General features: G+C 46.5%; 12 protein-coding genes. 1 reads left to right on the forward strand and 11 read right to left on the reverse strand.

All coding sequences use genetic code 11. From position 1 onward, the window contains the following. Nucleotides 1-395: 395 nt before the first annotated feature. The 5 genes from ABIE27_RS27915 to ABIE27_RS27935 all read right to left on the reverse strand — a co-directional run bounded on the left by ABIE27_RS27915 (nucleotide 396) and on the right by ABIE27_RS27935 (nucleotide 6,419). On the reverse strand, nucleotides 396-1,328 hold the full coding sequence (locus ABIE27_RS27915; RefSeq protein ID WP_123065880.1) for an ROK family protein: 933 nt from the start codon (nucleotides 1,326-1,328) through the stop codon (nucleotides 396-398). Between the two features lie 19 nt (nucleotides 1,329-1,347). Beyond that, nucleotides 1,348-2,829 (reverse strand): glycoside hydrolase family 32 protein, encoded by a 1,482-nt coding sequence (locus tag ABIE27_RS27920; RefSeq protein WP_123065881.1) that lies wholly within the window; start codon nucleotides 2,827-2,829, stop codon nucleotides 1,348-1,350. A gap of 93 nt (nucleotides 2,830-2,922) precedes the next feature. Continuing rightward, entirely contained in the window at nucleotides 2,923-4,530 is a 1,608-nt protein-coding gene (locus ABIE27_RS27925) for an ABC transporter substrate-binding protein (RefSeq protein WP_123065882.1), read from the reverse strand. A gap of 56 nt (nucleotides 4,531-4,586) precedes the next feature. After that, nucleotides 4,587-5,468, reverse strand: coding sequence for a carbohydrate ABC transporter permease (locus ABIE27_RS27930; RefSeq protein WP_123065883.1), 882 nt, complete (start codon nucleotides 5,466-5,468; stop codon nucleotides 4,587-4,589). A 15-nt stretch (nucleotides 5,469-5,483) separates the two neighbouring features. Beyond that, nucleotides 5,484-6,419 (reverse strand): ABC transporter permease, encoded by a 936-nt coding sequence (locus ABIE27_RS27935; protein ID WP_429352056.1) that lies wholly within the window; start codon nucleotides 6,417-6,419, stop codon nucleotides 5,484-5,486. A 455-nt stretch (nucleotides 6,420-6,874) separates the two neighbouring features. On the opposite strand from ABIE27_RS27935, the gene ABIE27_RS27940 reads away from it, so the two are divergent. Then, a complete protein-coding gene (locus tag ABIE27_RS27940; RefSeq protein ID WP_123065884.1) occupies nucleotides 6,875-7,942 on the forward strand; it encodes a LacI family DNA-binding transcriptional regulator in 1,068 nt (355 codons plus the stop codon). Between the two features lie 164 nt (nucleotides 7,943-8,106). Here the strand turns inward: ABIE27_RS27940 and ABIE27_RS27945 are convergent, their stop codons facing one another. From ABIE27_RS27945 to ABIE27_RS27970, 6 genes are all read right to left on the reverse strand, one after another. Then, nucleotides 8,107-9,414, reverse strand: a complete 1,308-nt coding sequence (locus ABIE27_RS27945) for a homocysteine synthase (protein WP_123065885.1) — start codon at nucleotides 9,412-9,414, stop codon at nucleotides 8,107-8,109. Between the two features lie 351 nt (nucleotides 9,415-9,765). Then, nucleotides 9,766-10,611 carry a sugar phosphate isomerase/epimerase family protein gene (locus tag ABIE27_RS27950; RefSeq protein WP_123065886.1) on the reverse strand — a complete coding sequence of 282 codons (846 nt, stop codon included), beginning with the start codon at nucleotides 10,609-10,611 and terminating at the stop codon, nucleotides 9,766-9,768. A 40-nt stretch (nucleotides 10,612-10,651) separates the two neighbouring features. Continuing rightward, nucleotides 10,652-11,404, reverse strand: a complete 753-nt coding sequence (gene kduD / locus ABIE27_RS27955; RefSeq protein WP_123065887.1) for a 2-dehydro-3-deoxy-D-gluconate 5-dehydrogenase KduD — start codon at nucleotides 11,402-11,404, stop codon at nucleotides 10,652-10,654. 80 nt (nucleotides 11,405-11,484) lie between these two features. Next, a complete protein-coding gene (locus ABIE27_RS27960; protein WP_123065888.1) occupies nucleotides 11,485-12,243 on the reverse strand; it encodes a DeoR/GlpR family DNA-binding transcription regulator in 759 nt (252 codons plus the stop codon). Nucleotides 12,244-12,266: 23 nt separating this feature from the next. After that, a complete protein-coding gene (gene kduI, locus ABIE27_RS27965) occupies nucleotides 12,267-13,106 on the reverse strand; it encodes a 5-dehydro-4-deoxy-D-glucuronate isomerase (RefSeq protein ID WP_123065889.1) in 840 nt (279 codons plus the stop codon). A gap of 316 nt (nucleotides 13,107-13,422) precedes the next feature. Then, the coding region (locus ABIE27_RS27970; protein ID WP_429352054.1) for an S-layer homology domain-containing protein at nucleotides 13,423-15,360 on the reverse strand (1,938 nt) is incomplete at its 5' end.

The following is a 15,360-nucleotide window of genomic DNA, read 5'->3' on the forward strand; positions in this document are numbered from 1 at the left end:
TGAATTTGAGTGTAATGACGTCACTTCAGCTTTCTCCAATTCGTGCTTTTACTTCTACGAGTGCTTTGCTTTCGCTTCTACAAGTGCTTTTACTTCGTTAGTTCCAACGCCTAGGCTGTTCTCCTGTCTTCTTCTTTTTGGCTGCCTTCACCCAAATTGTATTGAGAATGAGAGCCATTGTTATTGCCCTAAAAATGGCACATGCTGCTGCGGGAATCCCGCAGCAGCATGGTTTAGAGATGATTTTGTCTTCTCATAGGATCAAAGATCCAGTGAGAATGATAATCATTTTTGTACTTATGCAATTATTTTTACTCAATACAACTTTTGCTTAATTATATGCCTGTGCCGTTCATTTGTAAATGGGTGTTTATCGGAACGGTGCACTATTCCAACTACGAAGTGGATAGGTATCCGTCCTTTTCAGAATCTGAATATGATGATTCCGTTGTTGCGAGTTCCAGCGCCTCCATACCCAAGACGAGTGCACCATATAAACCTGCTTGCTGTCCCAAGCCTGGTTGAACAATATATCGATCGATATTTTGTAGCAGTTCGGATGCCTTCACATAACCATTGATATTCTGGACAACCCGTTCCCGAATCATGGGAAACAGATGCGTTTGCTGCATGACTCCACCGCCCAGGATGACCTTCTGCGGCGAATGCAGCAGGATCGATGTTGTGATGGACTCTGCAATGTAGAAGGATTCGATCTCCCACGCCAGGTGGTCGGTCGGCAGCTCACTGCCGGGCCTCTCCCAGCGTGCTTCGATGGCCGGTCCTGCGGCCAGCCCTTCCAGACAATCTCCATGATAGTTGCATAGGCCAACAAAGTGATCATGAGGATGACGCCTAGTCCGAATATGTCCACCCTCGGGATGCAATAACCCATGTACCCTTTTCCCTCCGGCGATGAGTCCGACGCCAACCCCGGTGCCAATTGTGTAATACACACAGTTGTCCAGGCCCTGCGCAGCTCCCCATGTGACTTCACCCAGTGCAGCGGCATTCACATCCGTATCCCACCCGATAGGAAGCCCGAATTCACGCTTCAAGATGCCAACCACATTGCAGTTGCTCCATCCCGGCTTTGGGGTTGTCGTAATACAACCGTAAGAAGGGCTATCCGGTTGCAGGTCGAGCGGACCAAAGGAGCCAATGCCGATCGCAGCCACGCCTTTCCCCCGAAAATAATCCCTAACCTTGGCGAGTGTAGTCTCGGGATGTTCCGTCGGAAAACTACACCAGTCCTCCAGATGTCCTTGTTCATTACCTATTCCACATACAAATTTTGTTCCGCCTGCTTCAATCGCACCTATACGCATCACCCCGCCCTCCTTCTCTCTATTTTTCATTAATTACCACTTTTACTGGAGTCAACTTGTAGATATTAAGTGAGGAAAAGACTACGTTGTCGTCACCGGCATCTACCGTGATTCGTTTCGCTTCCGCATCCGGATAGATCAGATCGGTAATAACGGCCTGCCCCCCATTGGCAAATACCTCAACCGATGAAGAATCTACATAAATACGCAGATGATGATCTCCATTCTCTGACTGAATGCTTGCTGCATGACGTCCCCCGAAATGCTCATGAAAATCGACGATGCCTGATCGCTCGCGATCAACGTACACTTCTTGCCGACTCGCATCGATTCCAACGACGGTTTGATGATTTGCGCCGCTTCGCAATTTAAAGTGAACGGATTGCTCGGATATCCACTTCGCATCGACTTCATAGCTCTCCAATTGCAGGTTAGTAAGGTGAGTTCTAGCCTCTTTGACTGTTACGTTCTGCAAAGACAATATCGGTCTCCGGGCTAGTTCAAGCTCACGGGCAGGGCGCTGAACCAACGTTATTTTTCCGTTTATCGTTTCCAAACTGAGTTCACGGGCTATAGTCATGACGCCGCGGTAACCTTCTGTAGGCGTTTGGTTGGCATACATCCAATTGCTCATCCAGCCCATAAACAGCCGCCTGCCGTCTTCTGCCGGAATATCGGACCAACTGACCCCCGCGTAGTTGTCCCGTCCATGGTCAAGCCAGCGCACAGTGTGGGAAGCTTCATCCGGGACAAAGGTCGAACCATCGAACTCCCCGGTAAAGTATTGAGTTCGCGAACCTTCCTTAAACGCAGGATCTGCGCCAATGCTCACAAGCATAACCCATTTTATATGCTCATTATTTCCATCCACTGCTAGCGGAAACAGATCAGGACACTCCCACACACCGTCATGTGAACCGATGCCTGCACCGAATTCACTCCCGAGAGTCCACTCCTTCAGATTGGGAGAACGGTACAGGCACACGGTCTGGCCGCAAGCAATAATCATCACCCATTCCTTCGTCTGCTCATGCCAGAACACCTTGGGATCGCGAAAATCTACGAATGACTCATGCTGCAGTACCGGATTTCCCTTATATTTGTCCCATGTGCGGCCATTGTCCTTGCTGTACGCAATGCTTTGCCGCTGAACCGGCTGATCGTTCGGTACTTCCAAGTGGTGAGTGAAAATGGCTACTAGTCCTGGCTCCTCATCAAAGAAACCGGAAGTATTTTTCCAATCTACCACAGCACTCCCCGAGAAGATCATGCCATGTTCATCGGGCGCCAAAGCCACAGACAGCTCTTCCCAGGTAAAGAGGTCCTTGGTCACAGCGTGTCCCCAATGCATGGGTCCCCATGTATTACCGTACGGGTGATATTGATAGAACAGGTGGTACTCACCTTTGAAGAAAACCATTCCGTTAGGATCATTCATCCACTTCTCTTTTGGCGAGAAATGATAGGTACTGCGGTAATCGGTTGTTGAAATTGTAGACATGCTGATTCTCTCCTCTACATAGACCGGTTTGCCAGAGACTCTGATGTCTAAGCAGGTTGCCACTCGAAGTCAAAGTCTCCGTGTCCGGTTCGTTTATTGGGTATTGCGGTCGTATCCTGCTTGTTTGATTTGAAGCCATTCCTGTAATCCAAGACGATCCAGCTCTTTCAGATAGGCACTCCACTCCTGCTCAATCTTTCCGTTTTGATACCATTCCGTGCGCATGCGTAGTACATAGGCGAACAGGTCGGTTTCAATGGTAGACAGTCGGTCAAGCTCGTCGATGGAGAAAAATACGCTTGGGTAAACGTTATCTGCTTTCATATGTGGAACCATAACCCGATCAAGAAGCTCCATGCGCCATGCAGCATCTTCCGGTTTGGTTGTATACTTGCCGTAATAACTGTCGAGAATCGCCAGCGGTCCGGCAATGCTTGTTTTTTGTCTCAGTTCGACAGGCGCTGCCCCTTCCAGCGGCAGATGCTTCAGCATGCCTTTGGCTTCATCGAATTCAAAAATATTTTGCTGGGTTTCATCTCCGTACGTTCCCCAGTTATTTTGGATCGACTGGAGCGGTTCGTATAGCTGGTCCACCCACTTTGCTGTAGATTCCAGATTTTTATTGCTGCTCGTGATGACCATACGCCCTCGGTCAAGTCCGATTCCGTTAGTTCTTGTCACATTTCTCTCTCCGTTGGGACCGGCAACCGGTGGCAAAACACCATACGCATCATTCATTCCTGTAATGTTGGCCTTATCCCAAGTGAAATACATGCCATACTTATGGTCCTTGCCCTTGGCTAGATACGTATTCCAATCCTGCTGATAAGCCTCCACATCAACAAGGCCTTCCTTCACAAGCTCATGGATGAATTTCACGGCTTCCTTGTAGCCGTCATCCGCTGCGGTAAAGACCACCTTTCCATCGTTCGTCACTACAGTATGGTCCCAGTTCTCGCCAAGTCCAAATGCCGCAAAAAGAAAAGTCAGGTCTTCACCGCCCGGCTTGTTAATGAACGACAACGGAATTTCGTCTGCCTTCCCATTCCCATTCGGATCCTGCGTTTTGAATGCGATCAGCACCTTTTTCAATTCCTCCGTGGTAGTCGGCATCTTCAGTCCAAGCTTGTTCAACCACTCCACATTGATCCAGGGCAAATTATCCACCGCTTGTATCCGTTGCTTGCCGCTTCCCAACTCCTCGATCCATGGAAAAGAATAAATATGTCCATCCGGTGCTGTGATCATGCTCTTGTATTCCGGAGCTTCCTTTAATACCTTTTGCAGATTGGGCATATATTGATCGATCAAGTCTTCAAGCGGAATAATAGCCCCGTCTTTGGCCAGCTTCAAGAGATCATAATCCCCGTAACCCGCGTCAAAAATGGCATCGGGCAAATCCCCGCTGGCTACCGCCAGATTTCTTTTTTCGGCAAACACATCACTTGTATAGTTCTTCCAGTTGATATGCACATTGGTCTTTTCCTCAAGCCTTTTGTTAATCAGCTTCTCGTTGGGATCGGCCGGAGCCAGCGGCGAGCTCTGCGTTATAAAATTCAATGTCACTTTCCCATCCGGAGACTGAGCTTCACTTGCTGCCCCTCCCCCGCTCCCACCACAAGCCGAGAGCAGCAGCATAGCAGACAACATCGAAACGGAAAGCGTTGTAATGGCTCTTTTGGACTTTTTCATTTTTTTCATGACGTGACCTCCACTTTATAGGATTGAAACCGACTAGCGATATCTCAGGCCGTTCACTATTTCAGCGAACCTACCATGACACCCTTCTCGAAATACTTTTGAAAAAACGGATACATGATAATCAGCGGCAGACTCGAGATAACAATCGCAGAGTACTTAATCATCTCGGAAAGCCGTTTGAGCTCTGCCATAGCAAGCTGATCACTGATCATGCCCGGCGCAGCCTGATTCTGGATCAATATGGAACGCAGAACAAGCTGTAAGGGGTGCAGATTGGGATTATCCAGATAAATCATGGCATCGAAATATGAATTCCATTGTCCGACGAACGCATACAAGGCGAGGACAAATATGATGGGTTTAGACAACGGAATGACAATCTGGAAGAAAATCTTCATATCCGAAGCACCATCAACGTTCGCAGCTTCTTTGAGTTCCCTTGGGACACCTTTGAAAAACGTTCTGGATAGAATGATGTTCCACACGTTAACCGCTCCAGGAATAATGATCGCCCATATCGTATCGAGCATCCCGAGATTGCGTACGAGCAGATAAGTGGGAATGAGACCGCCGCCAAAGAACATCGTGATGATAAATATCACCATGAAGAAACCTCTTCCTGCCAGTCTTTCCTCAGACAATGCATAACCAGCACAGATTGAGACCGCAACGGTCACGAAGGCAAAGGAAACGGAGTATAGCACCGCATTCGCGAAACCTCGAATCATGGCCGGATTGGATAAAATCATCTGATAGCCGTCCAGACTCCAGTCCGATACTTTAAAAGACAAACCTTGATTAAGCAGTACCGTTGGATCCATAAAAGAAGCGATAACGATATAAATGAGAGGAACCACCACTACGAGTACAGCACACGTAAGAAAAATGGCATTCAGTGCAAGGATCAATCGATCCAGCCCTGTCGGTTTAATAGTCATGCCTAACACTCCATTCTAATAAAGTCCTTCACCTTCGTTTAATTTCTTCACGATCAGATTCACAGTAATAAGCAGAATGACATTGATGAAAGAGTTAAACAATCCAACTGCCGCAGAATAGGCATAATCCCCGGATTGCAATCCCACTTTATAAACGTAGGTAGCAATAATTTCGGAGGATGGCAGGTTCATGGATGTTTGCATCAGGTACGCCTTTTCGAATCCGATGGACATAATTCCGCCCGCAGCAAGGATAAATACGATTGCCATAATCGGACGAATGGTCGGGAGGTCAATGTGGCGAATACGCTGAAGAAGATTGGCACCATCCAGATTGGCCGCATTGTGAAGCTCTGGATCGACATTGGCCAGAGCTGCAACGTATATAATCGAGGCCCAGCCTGCTCCAGTCCAAATATCGGACAAAATGTAAATCCAGCGGAAATATTCAGGTTCGGACATAAACATGACCGGCTGACCTGTAATCCACGTGGTTAATTGATTAATGGGACCTGTCGGGGATAAAAAGATAAACAACATGCCCACAACAACGACAACGGATATGAAATTAGGTGCGTATAGAAACAATTGAATATTCTTCTTCACAGCAGCTTTTCGCACCTGGTTCAGCATGATAGCCAGCAGAATAGGTACAGGGAAACTGAAAATCAATCCCAAAAAGCTGAGTTTAAGCGTATTCATAAAAATGACATCAAAATTGGGTGAAGCCAAAAATTTCTCGAAATGCTTAAAACCCACCCACTCACTACCCATGATGCCCTTGATCGGACTGAAGTCCTTGAACGCGATAATAGCTCCATACATCGGAATGTACTTAAAGATCAAAGTCAGGATGAGCGCTGGTGCAAGCAATACATACAAAAAATAATTCTTTTTCATTTGCTGCAGTGGGTGAAAAAGAGAGTTTCTCTCTTTGAGGCCGTTCGCCATCCTTTTATTCGTGTTCACTGTTTTGTCCAACACATGACCTCCGTTCATGAATGTAATTTACAATCGTTCATAGTAAGGGCTTACAATGTTTACAATTGCAACTTTTATATTTTACAATTTATCAGGATAAACCTTACTTCGTCAATACATAATGTGAAAATTTAATGTGCATATGCTCAATTTTCAGTGCGAAACTAATTGTATAATAGACAGATTTATAGCTCAAAAACCCCACCGTACGAGGTGTTTAAATACCTAATAACCGTGCCTGATTTTGATTTACATCGCAATAACAAGAAATGATACTTTCGCAGAATGCGACAAAAATAAGTTTACAAACGAAAATTAAAATTGTTCATTTGTAAATATACAATTGCTATTTGCCCTGATATATTATACATTTGGTTTAGAACATATTTGAGATGATGAATTGACCATTTGAGGTGAGATATGACATGGCAAAAGAGAAAGTGACGATACAGGATATCGCGGATGCTTTGGGCATTTCCAGAAATACAGCTTCCAAAGCCCTTAATGATAGCGGAAACATTCCAGAAGAGACACGGAATCGGGTTATTAGAAAGGCGATTGAGTTAAAATATAAACAATTTGCTTACGTGGAGAGTGAACAGATTCTCAGCAAAACGCCGGGCAATATCGCCCTGTTAACAGAAAACCTTCCTAATACGTCTCACTTTGGATCATTGTTAATCAGCGGACTGGAGAAAAGAATCAGTGCAGAGGGGTATAATCTTTCAATCCATATCGTTCGTGAAGTTGATCAGGATGGCCTGACATTACCAAACAATTTTGATGTTTCAAAAGTGGACGGCATCATTTGCATCGAGTTATTTAATCTGGAATACACCCGCCTTATTACAGAGCTCGGGATTCCTACGATCTTTATCGATTGTGCAGCCAATATTTGTTATCCGGATTTCCATGCCGATCTGTTACTTATGGAGAATGAACATAGTATCTACCAATTAACCAAAAAACTAATTGATAGCGGCTGCAAGAGTATCGGCTTTGCTGGGGATTACAATCACTGTAAAAGCTTTAATGAACGATGGATAGGATATCACCGTGCGATGCTGGAATCAGGACTGCAGGTAGATCTCTCCCACTGCATTACAGATGATGATAAGCTGTTCTTCTCAAAACCCGGTTGGATGAAGGAGCGGGTTTCTGCACTGGAGACATTTCCTTCGGCGTATGTATGTGCCAATGACTTCATTGCGGTTGAGCTAATCAGGGCCTTTAAATCTAGAGAAGTGACGGTTCCGCAGGATATTGTGGTATGTGGATTCGATAACGCGCCTGAATCAAGAATCATTGAGCCTCCTTTAACGACGGTTCATATCTACAGCAACGAGATGGGAATTAAGGCGGCAGAGATGCTGTTGTCCCGAATCGACAACCCCGAGCAGCCTTACCAGATCTCACATATTGTGACTACACCTATTATGAGAGAATCTACACCTGGTATTTTGCCGGACAAACTGACGCTTGTAAGCCAATAAAGGCACACGTAATGTACTCTCGTTTAACTCAATCCACCTTTAATATCGCGTTCTTTGAGCTGGTGGAATAAAAAAAGAAGTGAGCATCCAACAGAGGGATGCTCACTTCTTCGCAACTTTTATTGTACCTCAATGATTAAACTACACATTAAACTTAAACCTTTTTACGCCCCTACACTTGCACCTTGGCTCGCTTTAATCGCTTGCTCCAGGTCGTAGATGATATCCTGAACATTCTCCGTACCAATGGACAGACGGATCAATTCCGGATTTACGCCAGCTGCTGTTTGCTCTTCCTCTGTCAGCTGGGCATGGGTTGTGCTTGCAGGGTGGATGATCAATGACTTGGAATCGCCCACGTTGGCGAGGTGAGAGAATAGTTTTACATTTTCGATCAATTTACGTCCTGCTTCTACGCCACCTTTGATTCCAAATGTTAAGATTGCACCCTGCCCTCTTGGAAGATACTTCTGTGCAAGCTCATAAGATGGGTGACTTGGCAGACCGGCATAGCTCACCCAAAGAACATCCTCATGTTTCTCCAAATATTCCGCTACGGCCAGAGCGTTACTGCTGTGACGTTCCACGCGAAGATGTAATGTTTCCAGTCCTTGCAGTAACAACCATGAGTTAAATGGAGAGATCGACGCACCCAGATCACGCAACAACTGTACACGCGCTTTAATAATATAAGCAATTGGTCCAACCGCTTCTGTATACACAACCCCATGATAACTTGGGTCTGGTTCAGTCAGTCCCGGGAATTTACCACTTGCTTTCCAGTCGAATTTACCGCTGTCTACAATGACACCACCAATGGATGTACCATGTCCACCAATGAACTTCGTCGCTGAGTGAACAACGATATCCGCTCCATGCTCAATTGGACGAAGCAGATACGGGCTTGGGAACGTGTTATCCACGATCAGAGGAATCCCGTGCTCATGGGCAATTGCTGCCACGGCTTCAATATCAAGTACGTTACCTTTCGGGTTACCAATCGTTTCAGCGTACAACGCTTTTGTTTTCTCCGTAATCGCCGCGCGGAAGTTCTCAGGATCACTGGAATCTACAAATTTCACATCAAGGCCTAATTTCGGCAACGTGGTTGAGAACAGGTTATATGTCCCTCCATACAGACTTGCTGAGGACACAATCTCATCTCCAGCACCGGCAATATTCAGCAAAGAGAACGTAATGGCCGCTTGACCCGAAGCTGTAGCCAATGCCCCTGCTCCACCTTCCAAAGCCGCAATCCGCTGCTCAAATACATCCGTTGTTGGATTCATCAGACGTGTATAGATGTTGCCAAACTCTTTCAAACCAAACAGATTAGCAGCATGCTCCGTATCACGGAATCCATAAGATGTTGTCTGGTACAAAGGTACAGCTCTAGATTGAGTTGTTGGGTCAATCTCTTGACCTGCATGAATAGCTAATGTTTCAAATGAAAGCTCACGTTCGTTTGACATAATTCTGAATCCTCCCTTGATATATGCATTCTTGTGCATCCTGATCTCAACTTTTGGCTTCTTGATGTCTTCTCATGGCAGCTTATGTTTTCCATATTCTCTCACAAGATGTCGGTTTTGAAAAGAGTTATTTCCGATTTTTCCGATAAGAAATATTAATATGTAAAATACAATCTTGCTGTATTAAAAAAACCTTTGCCGTAGCAAAGGTTTTTCAGTTCATTCGTCGTTAGAACTTCTACTAAGCTCTCATTGCATTTTTGTAGTTTCATCATTCAGCATAACATTTTTCATCCGCTAGAGGAACGGACCGCTGACCGATTCTCTAATAGTCGTTCAACCCTCTTGTTATTAAACCTTCACGGCGTTCCATACCTCACGCAGGTGCTTGGCAGCAGGCACAGCCTCCTCTGCATTCACACCCTCCAGCGAAATATCAATGTGGGGTTTATACGTTTTGAGCAATTCGAAGAACAACGGATAATCCAGGATGCCCGATCCAGGAACAGGATTATACTTCTCACCCTGTGCGTTGAAAGCTACGTCCTTTGCATGAATCACGATAATCTTCTCATACAGTTTCTCCATGACTTCGCGCAGAAAAGCTCCTTGATCTTCAGTATGATGCTGTTTAATCAGATTGCACGGATCAAACAACATGCCCAGATTGGATGACGGAATCTCTTCAAACAAACGAGTCATATGTTCATGCGTATGAAGCGTATGTGTCGCCACGGGTTCAATGGCAGCATGTACGCCCCACTTTTCCGCTTCCTCCGTGATTTCCTCCAGCGTATCTTTCAGAACACTCCATGACTTTTCATCGTACGTGTCTGGATAGGTATCCCGATAAGTCGTTCGTTCTCCTGTTTCTGTTGCCACCATACTGCACCCGAAATCCCGGGCATATCGCAGATGTTCCTTGAACCGGTTAATGTCTGCGCGACGGCTCACAGGATCAGGATCAATCGGGTTGATATAACAGCCTAGAACGGCAATTTTCACCCCGCGGCTGGCAAATTGTTCTCCTACCTCATTAGCGAATCCAGGACTCAATTTGCCGTTCGCTGAATCCATGTCCGACAATGCTTTGGCAAGAGCCAGTTGCACGGAGTTGAATCCGTTGTCCGCAATGATTTGCGCCAGCTCAGCTGTAGGCCGTTTACCAAACGTATGGGCCAGAACACCAAGTTTCATCTCATTGCCTCCTTCTGCAAAACGGATCTCAGATGATGGTTTAACGTGCCATCCATCCGCCATCCACATTAAGTACGTGACCATTCAAATAATCCGATGCGGCAGAAGCCAGGAACACCACCGGACCTTTCAAATCCTCTGGTGTTCCCCAGCGACCTGCTGGAATACGCGCCGTAATATCGCGGTAACGGTTCTCGTCCGCACGAATTTGGGTTGTATTATCCGTTTCCATATAACCTGGAGCGATACCGTTAATCTGAATGCCTTTGCCAGCCCATTCGTTAGCCAGAGCTTTCGTCAACCCGGCAACGCCGTGTTTACTAGCCGTATACCCTGGAACATTAATGCCGCCTTGGTAAGAAAGCATCGATGCAATGTTAATGATTTTGCCGCTTCCACGTTCAATCATATGTCTACCCGCCAGCTGGCTAAGGAAAAACACACTGTTCAGGTTCAGAGCAATCACATCATGCCAGTCCTGATGTCCGTGATCCGCTGCTGGAGTGCGGCGAATGATACCCGCATTGTTGACGAGAATATCAATTCTTCCTTGGAACGCAAGTGCTTTTTCAAACACAGCTGACAATTCCTCTTCCTTGCTCAGATCAGCTTCGATGATATACGCTTTACGTCCCAGTGCTTCAATTGCACTTGCCGTCTCTGCCGGTTTGGAGTAAGACACCAGCACCACATCTGCCCCCGCTTCAGCGAGGCCAACTGCCATTCCTTGCCCGAGTCCTCCTGAAGTACCTGTCACCATTGCAACTTGTCCGCTTAAATCAAATGGGTTCATGAACATTTCCTCCACATGTCTTTGATATGCAAACAACAACTGTATTGTTCGTTATTTCATTCCGTTAAAAATACATGAAGTTAACTTTTGTAATCCACATCGACACCGCTCTGCCTGTATAAAGCCGCAGTCTCTTCATCCAGATTCCGGTCGCTGATAATATAATCCAGTTCAGAGCACTGTGCGAAGGTACGGAGTGCAAATTGCCCGAATTTGTAATGATCCACTACGCCAAACACCTGCTGTGCGGCAGCGATCATTGCTTTTTTCAGTGGAACCAAATCCCCTGTATAGATGGAAAGGCCAAATTCAGGATGAAGTGCCGTTGTTGAAATGAAGGCTTTGTGAATGTTCAGACCGGAGATAAATGCCGCCGTATCTTCACCTACCAGCATATTACGCACACGCGCTCCACCAGGAACGACCAGTCGCACCTGTTCCTTTTTCGTCAGCTCAGCAATGATGTACAAATCACTTGTGATCACCGTCAGCGGCTGATTATCGAGCCGCTTGGCCATCTCTAACGTGGTGCTGCCACCATCCAGTGCTACAATATCTCCGGGCTTAATGTACGCAAGTGCTCGTTCGGCAATCTCGGTTTTCTCGGACTGGTGTTTCTCCAGTGCCCCGCGGCTGTTCAGAATCCCATATTGATCATTCTGGGCCAGCATGGCTCCGCCGTGTACACGCACAAGCAATCCCATACTCTCCAGCTTGTCGAGATCCTCTCGCACCGTTTTGCCAGTCACCTGCAACAATTCGCTCAGGTCACTAACCGTGACCTCCTGGCGCTCCAGCAGAGCCTCCATTATCTTTTCATGTCGTTTCAATGGATTCATCTAATCAACTTCCTATTTCTTTCTTATTTCAGATCCTTCATCGCTACGCCGTCCATGTCTTCGAACGTTTGGTTTTCTCCAGCCATTGCCCAACAGAAAGTGTAGTTGCTTGTGCCCACACCGCTGTGAATAGACCAGCTTGGAGAGATGATCGCCTGACGATCACGTACAACGAGGTGACGCGTTTCAGTTGGCTCGCCCATCATATGAAATACAACGCCATCTTCAGGCAGGTTCCAGTACAAGTAAACTTCGGAACGGCGGTTATGCGTATGTGCCGGCATCGTGTTCCACATGTTACCTTTGTTCAGTTCAGTAATCCCCATAACCAATTGACAGCTCTTGATTCCGCCTTCACCTTGGTGAATGTAACGGTAGATCGTACGCTCGTTGGAGGTTTCGATGCTGCCGAGGTGGTTCGGCTGTGCTTGCTCCTGAGTTGCTTTTACCGTTGGATAGGTATGGTGAGCTGGTGTAGAAACAAAGTAGAACTGAGCCGCCTGCTCTGTGCCATTGCTCTTGAATACCACTTCCTTAACGCCTTTACCGATATAGAGGCATTCTTTGGCTCCAATTTCATACGCTTCTCCGTCCGCTGTTACTGTACCTTGTCCACCCACGTTGATTATACCGATTTCACGGCGCTCCAGGAAAAAATCTGTTCCGATATCTTTCAAGTTGACTTCAAGGGTAATGTCTTTGCTTTGTGTCACCGCAGTTCCTACGATGTAACGATCCACATGGGAGTACACAGTCACGAGTTCGTCTTTGGCAAACAATTGCTCCATAAGGAATTCCTCACGCAAACGAGCTGTATCATACGTTTTCACTTCATTCGGGTGGGCTGCATAACGGTTTTCCATTTGTAATCCATTCCTTTCGTCTTGTGAATTAAGTTTAGAGTTGAGCTCATTGTCGCTTTCTGGCTTTCAATGAAGTTCACTATGTTTATTAAAGTTCATATAAGTTCATTTTAGTTCATTTCCTATCATTTGTGTACCCTTATTTTATGATTCAACCAAATCATTGGACCGTGTTGGCTATTTTGAGTAAAACTTACGGCTCCAGTTACACACAACTTACCACTAAAAAAAGATGATTTCTGCAAGATGCAGAAATCACCCTTTTTTAGTCAACTCTCTTTTTTAAGATCACTTGATGAATTGAACTATATATACATTAGATCAATTCAGACTTTTGAAGAAGCTTCTGGATAATCGTGGCTACCTCAGCTCTTGTAATATAAGCCTTAGGTACAAGTGCTGTGGCACTTCTGCCAGATATGATGCCTGCTTGTACACTTTCCATAACGCTACTTTGTGCCCAATGAGAAACACTAGACGCATCTTGAAATGATTGAAGTATTCCATCTGTCGATTGTACAGGCTGCTTTTCCTTCAATCTGGTCAGAATCATTGCCTTGGAAAGGATCACCATCGCCTGTTCACGTGTAATCTTATCCATCGGACGGAAGGTACCATCTGGATAACCATCAAGCAATTCGTATGCATACGCCGTACTAATTACACTGCTATACCAATCGGAAGACTTAACGTCCGAGAAAGGCGTAGTCTCGTTCTCAAGTTTAAGTCCCAGTCCTCGAACAATGCTGGCTGCGAATTCGGCACGTGTAATATCTTGGTCGGGACTGAACTGCTCATTGCCGGTACCGTTGACAATCATTCGGGAACCCATATCGTTCACAGCTTTTTTAGCCCAGTGCTTTGCAACATCACTGAATTCTAGCGGGTGCCAGACAACGGTATAAGTGCTGTTTGTTAAACTGTTGATCCGAGCGTAATACATTCCCTCCTTGAAAATCACTTTGGTTGGTACATGCCTTACCGATCCATCCGGCTCTACCACCAAACCTGTTGTAATCTTATTCGGATCAATACCGTTCGGAAGAGCAACGCTTCTTTCAACATATGCGTTAAATTTTGATACGTCAATGGCCGTGCTTCCATATGTTGCGCTAATCTTGAAATCCGTCGGTGGAGCAACGAGCGTGAGCCCATTCTTCCCTGCCGCTTGGTCTACCACTTGCATCATATCCGTGATTGGAGCGGCGATTTCAATGCGAACTTTGATGTCTTGCAGGTTCAACTCTTTACCCAATTGGGCGGATAGGGCATTAATATTTATTTGTTGAGCTGGCAAGGTATATGTTGCTCGGGCTGTTCTAATCTCCAATGTCGCACTATAGCTTTCCAGATTTTTAATCATCTGACCGTTCAATTCACCAATCACAATATCCGATTTCGTATTAACTGGTAGAGTCACTACGGCTCCAGAGCCTTCCGATGCAAGCTTGTTGTCCAGCTTGTTCTGGTCGACGGATATCGTGGTTACGCTTTGGTTATTGCGTTGCGATGCCGTGGCCGTACCTGCGCTCTCCACTTTTCCGTTAACAAGAATGTCTACCCCAGTAGTGCCGCTTGAAGGAGCGCTGCTACCAGAACCACTAATTACCGGACTAGTCGGCGAACTTGGTACGTTAGGGATGTTAGGCACGGTCGGTGCATTATCCGTTGTTATGTTCGAAACGACATTCGATGTGCCAGCGTTCGTACCGCCAGTGACCACGAGTCGGAAGTCATACGACGTGGCTGGGTTCAATCCTGTTACCGTGGCACTTGTGGCATTGGCCGCAAGGGCTCCGCTTGTGGACGATGTTGTCCACGTGTTCGTGCCCGCTAGGGATTGTTCGATCACGATCCCAGTTGCCCCGCTGGCTGCTGTCCAGCTAAAACTTGCCGTTGTACTCGTCTTCGCCGTATTCGCAAAATCCGTGAGCGGCACGCTTGATGCATTATCCGTCGTGATGTTCGAGACCACATTCGATGTGCCAGCGTTCGTACCGCCAGTGACCACAAGGCGGAAATCGTATGACGTGGCCGGGTTCAATCCTGTTACCGTGGCACTTGTGGCATTGGACGCAAGGGCTCCGCTTGTGGACGATGTTGTCCACGTGTTCGTGCCCGCTGGCGATTGTTCGATCACGATCCCAGTTGCCCCGCTGGCTGCTGTCCAGCTAAAGCTTGCCGTTGTACTCGTCTTCGCCGTATTCGCAAAGTCGGTGAGCGGCACGCTTGGTGCGGTATCTGTCGTCACGTT

This window comes from Paenibacillus sp. 4624, from assembly GCF_050435065.1.
Lineage (GTDB): Bacteria > Bacillota > Bacilli > Paenibacillales > Paenibacillaceae > Paenibacillus > Paenibacillus amylolyticus_D.